15 protein-coding genes and 1 pseudogene are annotated in these 14,539 nt (G+C 59.0%); 12 read left to right on the top strand and 4 right to left on the bottom strand.

The features are described 5' to 3' along the window. Positions 1 to 2: 2 nt before the first annotated feature. Complete coding sequence (locus HK44_RS27515) at positions 3 to 458, top strand: YiiD C-terminal domain-containing protein (RefSeq protein WP_019691244.1); 456 nt, start codon at positions 3 to 5, stop codon at positions 456 to 458. A 150-nt stretch (positions 459 to 608) separates the two neighbouring features. On the opposite strand, the gene cysQ is transcribed toward HK44_RS27515, so the two are convergent. Both cysQ and nudE read right to left on the bottom strand, forming a co-directional pair. Further along, a complete protein-coding gene (gene cysQ, locus HK44_RS27510) occupies positions 609 to 1,445 on the bottom strand; it encodes a 3'(2'),5'-bisphosphate nucleotidase CysQ (RefSeq protein ID WP_019691243.1) in 837 nt (278 codons plus the stop codon). Then, positions 1,442 to 2,008 (bottom strand): ADP compounds hydrolase NudE, encoded by a 567-nt coding sequence (gene nudE / locus HK44_RS27505; RefSeq protein ID WP_019691242.1) that lies wholly within the window; start codon positions 2,006 to 2,008, stop codon positions 1,442 to 1,444. The genes cysQ and nudE overlap by 4 nt, the downstream gene beginning before the upstream one ends. 88 nt (positions 2,009 to 2,096) lie before the next feature. On the opposite strand from nudE, the gene yrfG reads away from it, so the two are divergent. The 5 genes from yrfG (at position 2,097) to HK44_RS27480 (ending at position 8,029) form a co-directional block, all read left to right on the top strand. After that, positions 2,097 to 2,759 carry a GMP/IMP nucleotidase gene (gene yrfG / locus HK44_RS27500; RefSeq protein ID WP_019691241.1) on the top strand — a complete coding sequence of 221 codons (663 nt, stop codon included), beginning with the start codon at positions 2,097 to 2,099 and terminating at the stop codon, positions 2,757 to 2,759. Between the two features lie 263 nt (positions 2,760 to 3,022). Further along, positions 3,023 to 3,910, top strand: coding sequence for a LysR family transcriptional regulator (locus HK44_RS27495; RefSeq protein ID WP_019691240.1), 888 nt, complete (start codon positions 3,023 to 3,025; stop codon positions 3,908 to 3,910). 95 nt (positions 3,911 to 4,005) lie between these two features. Then, complete coding sequence (gene fdhD, locus HK44_RS27490) at positions 4,006 to 4,845, top strand: formate dehydrogenase accessory sulfurtransferase FdhD (RefSeq protein WP_019691239.1); 840 nt, start codon at positions 4,006 to 4,008, stop codon at positions 4,843 to 4,845. Next, entirely contained in the window at positions 4,842 to 7,190 is a 2,349-nt protein-coding gene (locus HK44_RS27485) for an FdhF/YdeP family oxidoreductase (protein ID WP_019691238.1), read from the top strand. The genes fdhD and HK44_RS27485 overlap by 4 nt, the downstream gene beginning before the upstream one ends. Before the next feature lie 350 nt (positions 7,191 to 7,540). Beyond that, positions 7,541 to 8,029 (top strand): glycine zipper domain-containing protein, encoded by a 489-nt coding sequence (locus tag HK44_RS27480; protein ID WP_019691237.1) that lies wholly within the window; start codon positions 7,541 to 7,543, stop codon positions 8,027 to 8,029. 64 nt (positions 8,030 to 8,093) lie between these two features. Here the strand turns inward: HK44_RS27480 and HK44_RS27475 are convergent, their stop codons facing one another. Both HK44_RS27475 and HK44_RS27470 read right to left on the bottom strand, forming a co-directional pair. Beyond that, positions 8,094 to 8,525 (bottom strand): acyl-CoA thioesterase, encoded by a 432-nt coding sequence (locus HK44_RS27475; protein WP_019691236.1) that lies wholly within the window; start codon positions 8,523 to 8,525, stop codon positions 8,094 to 8,096. Between the two features lie 106 nt (positions 8,526 to 8,631). Further along, on the bottom strand, positions 8,632 to 10,566 hold the full coding sequence (locus HK44_RS27470; protein ID WP_019691235.1) for a RecQ family ATP-dependent DNA helicase: 1,935 nt from the start codon (positions 10,564 to 10,566) through the stop codon (positions 8,632 to 8,634). 441 nt (positions 10,567 to 11,007) lie between these two features. Here HK44_RS27470 and HK44_RS27465 point away from each other — a divergent pair, with 441 nt between their 5' ends. The 6 genes and pseudogenes from HK44_RS27465 (at position 11,008) to HK44_RS27440 (ending at position 14,507) form a co-directional block, all read left to right on the top strand. Further along, positions 11,008 to 11,295 (top strand): hypothetical protein, encoded by a 288-nt coding sequence (locus tag HK44_RS27465; RefSeq protein WP_019691234.1) that lies wholly within the window; start codon positions 11,008 to 11,010, stop codon positions 11,293 to 11,295. A 280-nt stretch (positions 11,296 to 11,575) separates the two neighbouring features. Continuing rightward, positions 11,576 to 11,872, top strand: a complete 297-nt coding sequence (locus tag HK44_RS27460) for a hypothetical protein (RefSeq protein ID WP_019691233.1) — start codon at positions 11,576 to 11,578, stop codon at positions 11,870 to 11,872. 89 nt (positions 11,873 to 11,961) lie between these two features. Continuing rightward, a pseudogene (locus HK44_RS27455) lies at positions 11,962 to 12,084 on the top strand (transcriptional regulator); the annotation flags it as partial. Positions 12,085 to 12,173: 89 nt separating this feature from the next. Further along, complete coding sequence (locus HK44_RS27450) at positions 12,174 to 12,539, top strand: DUF1493 family protein (protein WP_019691231.1); 366 nt, start codon at positions 12,174 to 12,176, stop codon at positions 12,537 to 12,539. Between the two features lie 202 nt (positions 12,540 to 12,741). Further along, complete coding sequence (locus HK44_RS27445) at positions 12,742 to 13,239, top strand: helix-turn-helix domain-containing protein (protein WP_019691230.1); 498 nt, start codon at positions 12,742 to 12,744, stop codon at positions 13,237 to 13,239. Further along, on the top strand, positions 13,236 to 14,507 hold the full coding sequence (locus tag HK44_RS27440) for a type II toxin-antitoxin system HipA family toxin (RefSeq protein ID WP_019691229.1): 1,272 nt from the start codon (positions 13,236 to 13,238) through the stop codon (positions 14,505 to 14,507). The genes HK44_RS27445 and HK44_RS27440 overlap by 4 nt, the downstream gene beginning before the upstream one ends. Positions 14,508 to 14,539: the final 32 nt, after the last annotated feature.

Here is a 14,539-nt window from a genome sequence, read left to right as displayed (position 1 = left end):
GCATGAACCGCGACAGTCGTCACCTGGAATCCGTCCTCCACCGCGACATTCCCCTCACGCGGGATATGGGCCTCAAGGTACTCGACTGGCACGACCAGCAATTGCGCCTGCACCTGCCGCTGGAGGCCAACGTCAATCACAAGAGCACCATGTTCGGCGGCAGCCTGTATTGCGGCGCGGTATTGGCAGGTTGGGGCTGGCTGCATTTGCGTCTGCGCGAAGAAGGCGTCAAGGACGGGCACATCGTGATTCAGGAAGGCCGGATCAGCTATCCGCTGCCGGTCACCGGCGACGGCATCGCAATCTGCGCTGCGCCAAGTGCGGCGGTGTGGAAAAAGTTTTTGGCGACGTACCAACGCTATGGCCGGGCACGGTTGGCGTTGCATACGCGAATGGTGAATGTCGACAGCGATGAGGATGCGGTGACGTTTACCGGGCAGTACGTGCTGCATCGGTAAACCCTGTGGCGAGGGAGCTTGCTCCCGCTGGGTCGCGAAGCGACCCTAATATCAGCCACCGAGAGTATTCAGATGGAACGCGATTACCGGATTACGACCGCTTCGCGGCCGAGCGGGAGCAAGCTCCCTCGCCACAAAGTTGCGGTGTGCTCAGGAACGAGCCAGTTGCAGCAACTTCTCGCGCCACGCGGCTTTGGCCGGCAACGCCACGAAGAAACTGTTCAGCAACGATGCTCGCGCCGGATAACTGAACGGCTCACCGCTCAACTCCAGCACCTCGCCACCCGCACCTTCGAGCACGCCTTGTGCAGCAGCGGTGTCCCACTGAGAGGTCGGGGCCAAGCGTGGATAACAATCCGCCGCCCCTTCAGCCAGCAAACAAAACTTCAGCGAACTGCCGATATTGGCCAGTTGCAGTTCACCCAGGCTGGCACTCAAGCCAGCGAGCAAGCGCTCTTGCTCAGGGCTGGAATGTCGACGACTCGCGACCACGGTGAACGCTTCGCCAGCAGGCGGTACGTCACGGACCTGAATCGGCAGTGGCGCGGCATCCTTGTCGGCACGCCAGGCCCCGAGCCCGGCTCCACCGAAGTAGCAACGGCCATTGGTCGGCATCGACACGACACCAAACACCACACGTCCCTGATCGATCAGCGCGATGTTGACGGTGAACTCTTCACTGCCGGAAATGAACTCCTTGGTGCCATCCAGCGGGTCGACCAGCCACCAGCGCTGCCAACCGGCGCGCACCGATTGCGCAATGCTGGCGTCTTCTTCCGAGAGCACCGGGATGCTCGGATCAAGCGCTGTCAGCCCTGCCAGAATCAGATGATGAGCGGCAAGATCGGCGGCGGTGACCGGCGAATCGTCAGCCTTGGCGGTCACCGCCGTGCCGGTGCGCCAGAACGGCAGGATGACCTCACCGGCCTTCAGCGCCAACTCGACCACGGAGGCCAGCAAAGGATGAACCTGGGGGAAATCACTCACGGTTGAAACACTCCACGCTGGGTCAATAGATCACGGGCCAGGTACAACGCCGCCAAGGCGCGGCCTTCGGTGAACTGCGGATTCTGCGCCAGCGCCACAAGCTCCCGCAAATTGACCCGGTCCACGCGCATCGGCTCCGGTTCGTCGCCTTCAAGGCTTTCTTCGTACAAATCAGTCGCCAACACCACCTGAATCTTCTGACTCATGTAACCGGGCGACAGCGACAGCTCGGTCAGATGCTCCAGTTGCCGCGCGCCAAAACCGGCCTCTTCCTTGAGCTCACGCTCGGCCGCTGCCAACACATCCTCGCCAGGTTCAATCAAGCCCTTGGGCAACGACAGTTCATAGGCATCGGTTCCGCCGCAGTATTCTTCAACCAGCACCGCGTGGTCGGAATCGAGCATCGCCACGATCATCACTGCGCCATACCCGGCGCCCTTGCCGACCAATCGCTCATAGGTGCGCTCGACGCCATTGGAAAAGCGCAGTTGCACCTCTTCAACGCAGAACAAGCGGCTGGTAGCGACGATCTCGCGGGCTAATACTTCGGGTTTCTGGCGCATGGCGGCTCCTTGGCATGAACGCGGTACTATAACGCGGCTTTCTTGATTGTTTATGCCGGATATCCTTTTACCGCTGGAGAAGTTTTCAATGCCATCACTGCCCTGGCGCGACATTGATACCGTTCTGCTGGATATGGACGGCACGCTGCTGGACCTGCATTACGACAACCATTTCTGGATGGAACACCTGCCCAAGCGTTATGCCGAACTGCATGGTGTCAGTCGGGCCATGGCCGAGCTGGAATTGCAGCCATTGTTCGAGCGTAACGCCGGTCAGTTGCAGTGGTATTGCCTGGACTTCTGGAGCGCCGAGCTGAAGCTTCCGGTGCGCGAGTTGAAACTCGAAACCGCCCATCTGATCACGTTGCGGCCGGACGCCGATACCTTTCTGGCAGCGATCAAGCAGGCCGGAAAGCGCGTGATATTGATCACCAACGCCCACCGCGACTCGCTGTCGCTGAAACTGGAAAGAGTCGAACTGGCGCCCTACTTCGAGCGGTTGATCAGCTCGCACGATTACGGTTTCGCCAAGGAAAACCCGCAATTCTGGGACGCCTTGCGCGCAGACATCGACTTCGACCCACGCCGCAGCCTGTTTATCGACGACACCTTGCCGATCCTGCGCAGCGCCCGGGATTTTGGTGTGGCACATCTGTTGGCCGTGAGCCAGCCGGACAGCCGCAAAGCGCCGAAAGACACCGCCGAATTTATGGCGGTTGAGGATTATCGGGAGTTGATTCAGGGACTGTAGAGTCAATTGTGGCGAGGGAGCTTGCTCCCGTTCGGCTGCGGAGCAGACGTAAACCGGTTATGTGTTTTATCTGAACATATACCTTTATCGATTTGGGGCCGCTTCGCAGCCCAACGGGAGCAAGCTCCCTCGCCACAGGTTTTGCATCAATCAGGAATAGGCAGCACCTACCCAGGACAGGTTTTGTCTGAGTGCGACAAGTGGTTTGTTGGCTTGGGCACAAGCGCTAGAATCGCGCCCTTTGCCTGCGCCATGGAGCGACGATGGACATCAAACAGCTGAAATTTCTCATCGCCCTCGACGAAACCCGACACTTCGGCCAGGCCGCTGCGCGTTGCCACATTACTCAACCCACCCTGTCGATGCGCTTGCGCAGCCTTGAAGAAGAACTCGATCTGCCGTTGGTCAATCGTGGCCAGCGCTTCGAAGGCTTCACCGCGCCGGGCGAGCGGGTGCTGGCCTGGGCGCGCACCGTGCTGGCCGCCTGTGACGGTCTGCAGGCCGAGGCCGCAGCCTGTCGCGGCAACCTGGTCGGCACCTTGCGTCTGGGCGTGGTGCCGTTGTCGAGTTTTGATCCGCTGCCGCTGATGCAGCAACTGCATGCCGAACACCCGAACCTGCGCTTCGAACTCTCGGCCTTGAGCTCCGAGCAGATCCTCGAACACTTGGCAAACAATCGCCTGGACCTCGGCGTGTCCTATCTTGAACGCCTCGATAGCGAGCGTTTCGACTCACTGGCCTTCAGCGAAACCCGCATGGGCCTGCTCTACGACCAGCGCTTTTTCAGCTTCGATGAAAAGCCCTTGAGCTGGGAGGCACTGATCGAGCTGCCCTTGGGCATGCTCACCAGCGGCATGCACTTTCGCCAGTCCATCGACCACAACTTCCACAGTCGTGGCCTCAGCCCGCAGCCATTGTTACAGACCGACGCGGTCCATCAATTGTTGCAAGCTGTGCACGGTGGCCTGTGTTGTGCGGTGATGCCACTGCAAGGCGGGCTCGAAACACTGACCGAGCATTTGCGCCTGCAACCGATTGAAAATGCGCAAACCCTTGGCCGACTGGGGCTGATCATGCGCCGCGGTGCACCGCGCTCGGCACTGGCAGAAGCGTGTTTCGCGCACTATCAGAAATCACTGACGGGCTCTTGATCGACGCTATCTATCGGCAGATCAGTATTAGCGATTAGACGTGACACATTGACGCGCCTAGGCTTAAGACTGGATAAACCGCCGGTATTGCCCCAATGAAAGCCAAGCGTCCGGTCTGCGGGGCGCCCGCCCTCGAAATGCCAACGCCCGCCGCCAGTCAGAACTATCAGTATTGCAACCTCGACCACAGCGAATCGGCCAGCACCGCGCTCGCTGAGGAAGTGGCGTTGGCGATCGCCTACAACGGCATCAGCCAGGCGGTAATGCTGGTCACCCCGACCGATCTGGAAGACTTCATCGTCGGCTTCAGCCTCGGCAGCGGGATCATCAGTGACGTGTCCGACCTCTATGACCTGCAACTCAGCGGGTCCGGCTCGGCGCAATACGCGCAAGTCAGCATTTCCAGCCGCGCGTTCTGGAACCTCAAGCAGCAACGCCGACAACTGGCCGGTACCAGCGGCTGTGGACTCTGTGGCGTCGAAGCGGTGGAGCAAGCCTTGCCGCAACTCGATGTATTGCCCGGCGCACCTTTGCCCCCCGCACAATGGCTTGAAGGCCTGCGCCAGCGCATCGGTGAATTCCAGCCATTGGGCCAATACAGCGGCGCAGTGCATGCCGCTGTGTTCATGAACAACCAGGGCGAGTTACTGCTGGGCCGTGAAGACATCGGCCGGCACAACGCGCTCGACAAGCTGATTGGCGCGCTGATCCGCCAGAACATCCCGTCAACGGGCGGGCTGGCGATTGTCACCAGCCGTTGCAGCCTCGAACTGATCCAGAAAGTGTTGCGCGCCGGCATCCAGACCCTGGTCAGCCTGTCGTCACCCACCGGCCTGGCCGTGCAATGGGCACGCCGGCACAACCTCAACCTCATTCACCTGCCACAAAAAAGTGCACCGCGGGTTTATAGCCCAGCGATGGAGAACCAAGCGTGAGTCAACATCGTCAAGCCGACCAAAAACCCATCCCCCGCTACAAGCCCTACAAAGGCCCAGCCGGTGGCTGGGGCGCGCTGATCAGCGTCGCCCAGGCCTGGCTGACCAGCGATAACGCGCTGAAAAACCTCCGCATAATGCTCAAGACCAACCAGAACGGCGGCTTCGACTGCCCCGGTTGCGCCTGGGGCGATTCTCCGGAAAAAGGCATGGTGATGTTCTGCGAGAACGGCGCCAAAGCGGTTAACTGGGAAGCCACCAAGCGCCGGGTCGATGCCGCATTCTTCGCCAAGCACAGCGTCAGCTCGTTGCTGGAGCAGAGCGACTACTGGCTCGAGTATCAAGGCCGGCTGACCGAGCCGATGAGCTACGACGCCGAAACCGACCGTTACACCCCCATCAGTTGGGAAGCCGCCTTCGCACTGATCGGTAAACACCTGCAGAACCTGTCGAGCCCGAATCAGGCCGAGTTCTACACTTCGGGTCGCGCCAGCAACGAAGCGGCGTATCTCTATCAACTGTTTGTCCGTGCGTTCGGCACCAACAACTTCCCCGACTGTTCGAACATGTGCCACGAGGCCAGCGGCGTGGCCATGGCGCAAAGTGTCGGCGTCGGCAAAGGCACGGTGACCTTCGACGACTTCGAACACGCCGACGCGATTTTCGTCTGGGGCCAGAACCCCGGCACCAACCATCCACGGATGCTCGAACCCCTGCGCGAAGCGGTGAAACGCGGTGCTCAGGTGGTGTGCATCAACCCGCTCAAAGAGCGTGGCCTGGAGCGTTTCCAGCACCCACAACACCCGATCGAAATGCTCACCAACGGTGACAAGCCGACCAACACCGCGTACTTCCGTCCAGCGTTGGGCGGCGACATGGCGTTGCTGCGCGGCATGGCCAAGTTCCTGCTGAAATGGGAACGCGAGGCGCAACAGACCGACGCGCCCTCGGTGTTCGACCACGACTTCCTCAACGAACACACCGCCAGCGTGCTCGACTACCTGGGCGAGATCGACGACACCTCGTGGGAGCAGATTGTCGAGCAGTCCGGGCTGACCCTGGAAGAGATCGAGCAAGCGGCGCGCATGTACGCCAAAGGCAAGAATGTGATCATGTGCTGGGCGATGGGCATTACCCAGCACCGGCACTCGGTGCCGACCATCCAGGAAATCGCCAACCTGATGCTGCTACGCGGCAATATCGGTCGGCCGGGCGCGGGCCTGTGCCCGGTGCGCGGGCACAGCAATGTACAAGGCGACCGGACCATGGGCATCAACGAACGCCCGCCGGCGTACTTCCTCGATGCACTGGAGCGCCGCTTCCAGTTCAAAATGCCGCGTGAGAACGGTCACAACGTGGTCGAGGCCATCCACGCGATGCTCGACAGTCGCTCGAAAGTCTTCATTGGTCTGGGCGGCAACTTTGCCCAAGCCACGCCGGACAGCCCACGGACCTTCCAGGCCCTGAGCAATTGCGACCTCACCGTGCAAATCAGCACCAAGCTCAACCGCAGCCATCTGGCGCACGGTAAAGAAGCGCTGATCCTGCCGTGCCTGGGCCGAACCGACATCGACTTGCAAACCGAAGGGCCGCAAGCGGTGACGGTCGAAGATTCGTTCAGCATGGTTCATGCCTCCAACGGCCAACTGCAACCGCTGTCGAAACAGATGCGTTCGGAGCCGTCGATCATCGCCGGTATCGCCGCCGCGACCTTGGGCGCCACGCCTGTCGACTGGAATTGGCTGGTGGCCGACTACCGCCGTATCCGCGAACTGATTGCCGACACTATTCCGGGCTTCCAGGACTTCAACCAGAAAATCGAGAACCCGGGCGGCTTCTATCTGGGCAACAGCGCCAGTGTTCGCCGCTGGAACACTTCGTCCGGTCGCGCCAATTTCCGGCCGAACATCCTGCCGGCCGATCTGGTGCACGAGCGCACCCGCGCCACCGGGTTACTGCCGGACCTGATCATGCAATCGATGCGCTCTCACGATCAGTACAACACCACCATTTACGGTCTCGACGACCGTTATCGGGGGGTCAAGGGTCAGCGTGACGTGCTGTTCGTCAACGAAGCCGACATCATTCGCCTGGGTTTCAAACCGGGGCAGAAAGCCGATATCGTGTCGATCTGGGATGACGGTCGTGAGCGTCGCGTCAAAGGCTTCACCTTGCTGGCGTTCGATATTCCCGCCGGACAAGCTGCCGCCTACTACCCGGAAGTGAACCCGTTGGTGCCGCTGGAAAGCATCGGTAACGGCAGCCACACGCCGACCTCCAAGTTCGTGGCGATCCGCTTGGAAGCGGCAAGCGAGACCGGGCTGATCATGGCCAGGTCGGCTTGACACAAAGTCAAACCTCTGTGGCGAGGGAGCGTGCTCCCGTTGGGTTGCGTAGCAGCCGTGAACCTTGGGGCCGCTTCGCGACCCAACGGGAGCAAGCTCCCTCGCCACAGGACTATGTTCACCTCACATACTCAGCGTTAGAACACTTTCCAAACGCCCACAAAAAAGGCCGCTTTTGTATCAAAGCGGCCTGTCGCAAGTAGCAAAAGACCCGCGAAAATCCATTAAGTTCCGTCTATAAAACAATAACTTAGCAAATTGTGCACAAGTCGTGTTACTCGTCGGATTTCTATTGTAACCATCGCGACACAGCCTCAGGATCGCGCCGTCATCCCTTTGAGGCTCCTCTCATGAAGTTCTCCTCGATTCTCTTGTTGTCCCTTGGCCTGATCAGTGGCGCCGCATCTGCCGGTGGCACCGCCGAGGCAGGTGTTGGCGGCGCATTGGGCGGGGTACTTGGCTCGGTGGTTGGTCAATCGCTGGGTGGCAGCACCGGTTCGACCATTGGTGCAGCCCTGGGCGGCGCGGGTGGTAGTGCGGTCGGTGCCAACAAACACAGCCGTGGCGAAGCGGCCATCGGTGGTGCGCTCGGCGCAGCCGGCGGTAACGTGGTCGGCCGCAGCATGGGCGGCACCACAGGCAGCCTGATCGGCGCAGCCGCCGGCGGTGGCGTGGGCGGTGCGCTGGGTAACCATATGGGCAACACCAGCTATGACGAAGACCGTGGCGGTCGTGACCGTGGTGGCCGCCGTTACTACCGCGATGATGACGATGACCACCGCGGTCGTGGTCATGCCTACGGCCATCGCAAGCATCACCACCGGTACTATCGCGACTGATACTCGAGTAGTGTCACGCAGCGGATTCCAAAAAATCGCAGCCCTCGGGCTGCGATTTTTCGTTTCACACCACCAACCGCTCCAACGCCCCGCGTAACCCGGCAGGAATCGCCACCGGCTGATTCGAGGCCCGATCCACAAATACATGCACAAAGCGTCCTGCCGCACAGGCGTCCGCTTCCCCGGCCTTGAACACCGCCAATTCGTATTGCACCGAACTGCTGCCCAACTTGCCCACCCGCAAACCGATTTCAATGCGCTCGGGAAAAGCGATCGAGGCGAAGTAATCGCACGCCGAACTCACCACAAACCCCACCACTTCGCCGTCGTGAATATCCAGGCCACCGACTTCGATCAGGTAGGTATTTACCGCCGTATCAAAGAAGCTGTAGTAGGTCACATTGTTCACATGGCCATAGACATCGTTGTCGTGCCAGCGGGTGACGATCGGCTGGAAGTGACGGTAGTCGGAGCGTTGGGGTATCGGGTTGGACATCAGTGTCGGCTCCTGGAATTGAATAGCCAGTCTAAGGCGAAAACCGCGTTATCGTTCTTCGCGAGCATCGGAACGCCGCCCGGTCCGCTCCGACACGAGTGACAGTTCAGTCAGTCAGATTCGCCCGGGCCCACTCGCGCACCTCGGCAAACGGATAATCCTCCAGCGCCGCAAACCCCGGAATCGTCCGCGCCTTGAGCTTGGTAAACAGTGGCACGCTAATGCCGCACAAAAACCGGGTCAGCCGTTCCGCACCCGGCACATGGCCGTTGTACGCTTCGTGCCTGTGGATAAAGTCGCCACACAGCGCCTCGAAGTTTTTATCCACAAGCGTCGGCAACTCAGGCGGTTCAGGCAGACGGGCAACCTGCCCATGACACACCGAACAATGCCCGCACTGCTGCGGCGCATTTTCGTCGCCGAAGTACTGCGCCAATCGATAACCCAGGCAGTGCTCGGTGGCGAACAGATCGAGCATCGCGTGAATCCGGGCAATTTCGGTACGTTCATGTTGCGTGAAATAGCCATGCAACTGGGCGCTCAACGCCTGGGCATCGAAGTCCGTCAGCAGCAGGCTGTAGACTTCGGTCATCTGCTTGCTTTCCAGCTCGACCCAACCCTTCTCCTGGAAGTAATCCAGCGCCTTGACCACCCGGCTACGCTCAGCCTGATGCTGTTGGTACAGCGCCTCGAAATTCACCGTGGCCCAGGTTCGCGCGCGGCTGGAGGTCTGGATGATCGCCGCGACGAAGTCCCGACGTTCGCCCTCAAAGCGCGCCAACAAGGCTTCAGGCTCCAGCAGGAACTTGAAACGGTATTCGGCAAAGTAGGCGTAACGCGGTGCGATCAAGCCTTTCAGTTCAAGCTGCACCAGCAAGGTCTTGAGCGGCAGTTGGCGAATATTGCTCTGGTCGGCCAGCGGTCCCAGTAAAAACTCCCACTGCCCATCCGGTGCGGCGGCTTGCAGTTCGTCGAGCACACAGCGGATGCCATCCAGCTCCGGCGTGTCGCCGTACACGAAGTTTTCCAACACATTGAGGCTGTCGCGGTTGGCCAGCACCAGGCAGTCGGAAGGCTGCCCGTCGCGCCCGGCGCGGCCGATTTCCTGACTGTAGTTTTCGATGGATTTCGGCAAGTCGAAATGCACCACGTTGCGGATGTCGCTCTTGTCGATGCCCATGCCGAACGCGATGGTGGCGACGATGCAATTGGATTGCCCGCCCATGAACCGACGTTGAATGGCTTCCCGCTGCTCGTGGGGCAAACCGGCGTGATAGGCCTCGGCTTGAAGACCGTTTTGGCTCAGGTGCTGGGCAATCTGCTCGGCGGTTTTCTGCAAAGTCACGTAGACGATGCTCGGCTGCCCGGCACGCTGGCCCATCCACTCCACCAGACGCCGACGCTTGTCCTGCCCACGCACCGGTTCAACCAGCAAATTCAGGTTGGGCCGATAGAAACCGGTGGTCACCACATCGTTCGCCGCGATGGCGAATTTCGCTTGCATGTCAGCGATCACTTTGGGCGTAGCTGTGGCGGTCAGCAGCAAGGTTTGCGGGATGTTGAACTGGCGCTGGTAGTCCGGCAGCTTCAGGTAATCCGGACGGAAATTATGGCCCCATTCGGAGATACAGTGCGCCTCGTCCACCACCAGCAACGAGATCGGCACTTGCTGCAAAAAGTTGCGAAAGCGCTCGTTTTTCAAGCGCTCCACGGAAATCATCAGGATCTTCAATTCGCCGGAACGCGCCCGCGCCATCACCTCGTTGGCGTCATCGCGGCTCTGCGCCGAATCGATACTCGCAGCGGCAATTCCGTGGCGCTGCAAGAACGCCAATTGGTCTTGCATCAGCGCCAGCAAGGGCGAGACCACCAGTGTCAGGTGCGGCAGCAACAAGGCCGGCAACTGATAGCACAAGGATTTGCCGGAGCCGGTCGGGAAAATCGCCGCCGCCGAGCGCCCGGCCAACACCGCACTGACCGCCGCCTCTTGGCCGGGCCGGAACTGTGGATAACCAAAGACCTGTTCAAGGGTGTTGTGCATAAGCTGTCACTCCGTTGACTGCTGCCATGCCGAAAGCCTAGTCGGCGAATGCAGCGAGTCGAGAAAAGGTCGGGCGCAAAAGGAATACGGAATGATACAGGGAGAACGGTGCAACGCCCGTGATGCAATTCCGTGATTGATGGCGTTCAAATGTGAATCGAAGATCGCGAAATGCCCTACACAGTCTGGCGCACGTGCGCTGCGCGCTCTATCTGCCACGCCTGACAAGCGTGTGGGAAATTCGACATTTCGGCAGATCTCTGAAAAAGCCTCGTGAGGCCTGTAGGCCGAAGGCTCAACGGCCAGTAAACGCCCTACACAAACTGTCCATTGCGGCTGTCTTGCGAGACTTCTGGATCGGGTTCTATAGTTTGCGGCGCGGCTAACCCCCGTGTGTCGGCCTGCAGGAGCGACGTCGCGACTTCCTACAGGACACCTTCAATGAACCCGCTTGATCCGTCTAACAACCGTTATCGCCCACTCAAAACCAGCTACAGCGACACCCCGGTTCTGGTCATCGACACCGAGGCCAATCCCCACGCCATCCTGGACGCCGCCCGACAACGCATCCGCGCCTCCAGCGACTTGCTCGAAACGCTGTATTGCCTGTGCTTCAAGCAAGCGGATGTGAAAGACATTCCGAATATCGTCAATGCACTTTATCTGTTGACTCAGGACGGGAGCGAGTTGCTTGAGGTGGCTCGGCAGCGGATGCCGAAAAGCGACTGAATGCCCCCACGAACAACACCCCCCCTGTAGGAGCAAGGCTTGCCCGCGATGAACGATAACGCGGTCGGCCTGAATAATCGCCGCACTGAATCAGACATCAAATCTGTACGCAGCGGCCTAACAAATCTTCGTCCCCGTCCTACAACCTCATGCTCCTTGTCGGCTATCACCAGCCTGTACCCACACCTATAGTCGTGACTGTCGCTGCCAAATCAGCGGCTCGGGCTTGGTCACCCGAAAGAGAAGCACACATTTCCCTTAAAAATAGAGGCGCTCCTCAATGACCACATTAAATCCGTTTGTAGATCGCTACCGCCCACTTCAAAGCAACCTCACTGACACCTCGCCCCTGATCATCGACACAGAGGCCGACCCGCAAGACATCCTTGAAGCCGCCCTTCAGCGCATCCGCGCCTCCAGCGACCTGCTCGAAACCTTGCACTGCCAATGCTTCAAACACGGCGACGTCAAAGACATCCCCCATATCACCCACGCCCTGTACCTGCTGACTCAAGACGGCCGCGACCTGCTCCAGGTCGCCCAACAACGCATGCTGAACTGGAAAGCGCCGGCCTGAAGTCCGAGCGAACAGATCGTTCTCACGTTCTGCGTGAGAACGATCAAACGCAAAGCGTTGAAAGCCATCACCGAACACAGGAGATAACCGTGAACACGTTTTTTGATGAGCTGATGGAAAGCGTGCAACAGATGGACGAGATCGTACGGGGTGAACGCCCACCTTCCCGCGAATTCCATGTTGACGCGTTGCAAATCAAAGAAACTCGTAAGCATGGGAACGATCAACCGCGTAGCAAGGGCCTTCCACCCAAACCCTGCGCCCCATAACATTCCTGCCTGCCTCAACCGGACTGTTAACCATGAACCTCGCCCCCAACTTCCCCGACGACCACGCCATGCAGTTACTCATGCAGCTGCTGCACGAAGAGCTCGGCCTGCCCGAACGCAAAACCATCAGCCTCAACACCTCGATCAATTTCGACCTCGGCTGCGACGGTTCGGACGCACGGCACCTGATGGAAGCCCTGGAAGAACAGTTCGCCATCGACTTCGTCGACTACGACGCCTATCGCTACTTTCAGCCCGAAGGCTTCGACGTGTTTCTCAAACGCAGGGCCAAGGGCCGTGGCGACAAGGTGCCACTGACCATCGGCATGCTTTACCGGGCCATCAAGACCCAACGCTGGAATACACAAGAATTGAAAGGCATTCAGCCGAACACATAAGTGGCATTATTCTGGCTGTTTAGAGCTATTTCAGCTGGAATAATGGCAGTTCCAATGACCCGCCATATCCAAGCACAACTGCAAAGAATTGAAACCACGGTAAGGGGCAGGCTGGTTGTGTGATTTTTGGTCAAGCGGCAGCGCTTCACTTAAGTGCTATTATTCTGGCAGTTAAAGCCAAAAAATGAAGGAATAATGGCACATGGCTAAGAAAACGGCGCCGCTCCTGCCCTCCACAAACAAGCTGCTCTCCGAGTTTGGTGAGCGCCTGAAACTTGCTCGACTGCGCCGAAAACTGACGGCCAAGCAAGTGGCCGAGAGGGCTGGCATGTCACTGACCACATTGCGCTCTCTGGAGTCAGGCGGATCAGGTGTGACGATGGGCGCCTATTTGTCAGTTATGCAGGTGCTCGGTCTGGAGAAAGACTTGAACAAGCTCGCAGCCGTGGATGAGGTAGGGCGCCAACTGCAAGACGCGCAATTAACGCCGGGAGCCAACCTCGCCGCCAACAAACGCCAACGAGCTCGCAGCGTGAGGCCAACAAAAAAATCGTCTGTTGTCAGCGACAAGATGACGGAAGTGATTGGAGACCCCGCCTCAAATCTGAATCTTGCCCATGACTTCCCAATCAACACCCACTCTTTATCCAGTTTGTTGACCCAGAAAAAAAAGCCTAAGCCTACGACAGGTGAAAAATGACACTGATCGCCGTGTATGCAGATTGGGAATCCTTGAACGGCCCTAGGCGTCTTGGATTCCTCCACGCCAACAAGGTCCGCTCCAACAACGTATTCGAGTTTGAGTACGACGCTGCTGCATTGGCCGATCCTGAGTTGAACTTCACATCGCTCGATCCCCGTATCGGGCTCTACGAGGGCCGACAATTCCCCGGCCAACATCAATCACGCTTTGGCGTTTTTGCCGACTCAAGCCCGGATCGCTGGGGTCAATTGCTGATGAAACGTCGACTGGAACGAGATATCCGTGACGGACTGGTCCCCAAAGGCACCAAGCTGTACGAGTCGGATTTCCTTTTAGGTGTTCATGACCTCTATCGGGTCGGGGCAATCCGCTACAAGCTCAATGACGAAGGCAATTTCCTGGATGATCGCGATGGGTTGGCAGCCCCACCCTTCGTCGAGTTGCGCGCCTTGGAAGAAGCAAGTCGCGCCTTGGAAAGCGACCCGGATAACACGTCGCCCGATGGGCGCGAGTGGCTGAGAATGCTGATAGCGCCAGGTGGCTCACTGGGTGGTGCCAGACCCAAGGCCAGCGTTGCTGACGAGCAAGGCCATTTGTGGATCGCCAAGTTCCCAAGCACTCGTGATGAGTACGACGTCGGCGGTTGGGAAATGGTGGTGAATGCCTTGGCGAGTCATTGTGGCTTACGGGTCGCGAACGGAATTGCACGCTGCTTCGCGAGCGATCATCACTGCTTCATGGTCAAGCGTTTCGACCGTACCGAAAAGGGCGGCCGACTGCACTTCGCCTCAGCCATGACCATGACCGATCGTATTGACGGTGATGATGCATTGGTAGGCGCCAGTTACCTGGAGCTGGCTGAAGTGCTCATTAACCACGGTTCAGAAACCAAGGCAGATCTGCGCGAGCTGTGGTCCCGCATCGTGTTCAACATCCTGATCTCCAATACCGACGACCACCTGCGCAACCATGGTTTTATCCTTGACCCCGGCCGGGGATGGCGCCTATCCGATGCCTACGACATGAACCCGGTAGCACACGCCGACGGATTGAAACTCAACATCACCGACTCCGACAACGCGTTGGATTTGGAGCTCGCTCGCGAGGTTGCAGAGTACTTTCGTGTCAGCCGCAAAGACGCAGACGAAATTATTGAGAACTTCCAGGAAGTGGTCAGTCAATGGCCGACAGTGGCTAACGCTTTAGGGCTGTCCAAGCGTGAACAAGACAACATGGCGCCCGCGTTTCGGTTTTCCGTCAATTAAGATTCCTGGCATGGGCGTCGTTCGTCCAGCGC

Source organism: Pseudomonas fluorescens HK44 (assembly GCF_000217955.3).
GTDB lineage: Bacteria > Pseudomonadota > Gammaproteobacteria > Pseudomonadales > Pseudomonadaceae > Aquipseudomonas > Aquipseudomonas fluorescens_AQ.
The sequence above is the reverse complement of the archived record's forward strand: the minus strand, read 5'-3'. Positions and strand labels throughout refer to the sequence as shown.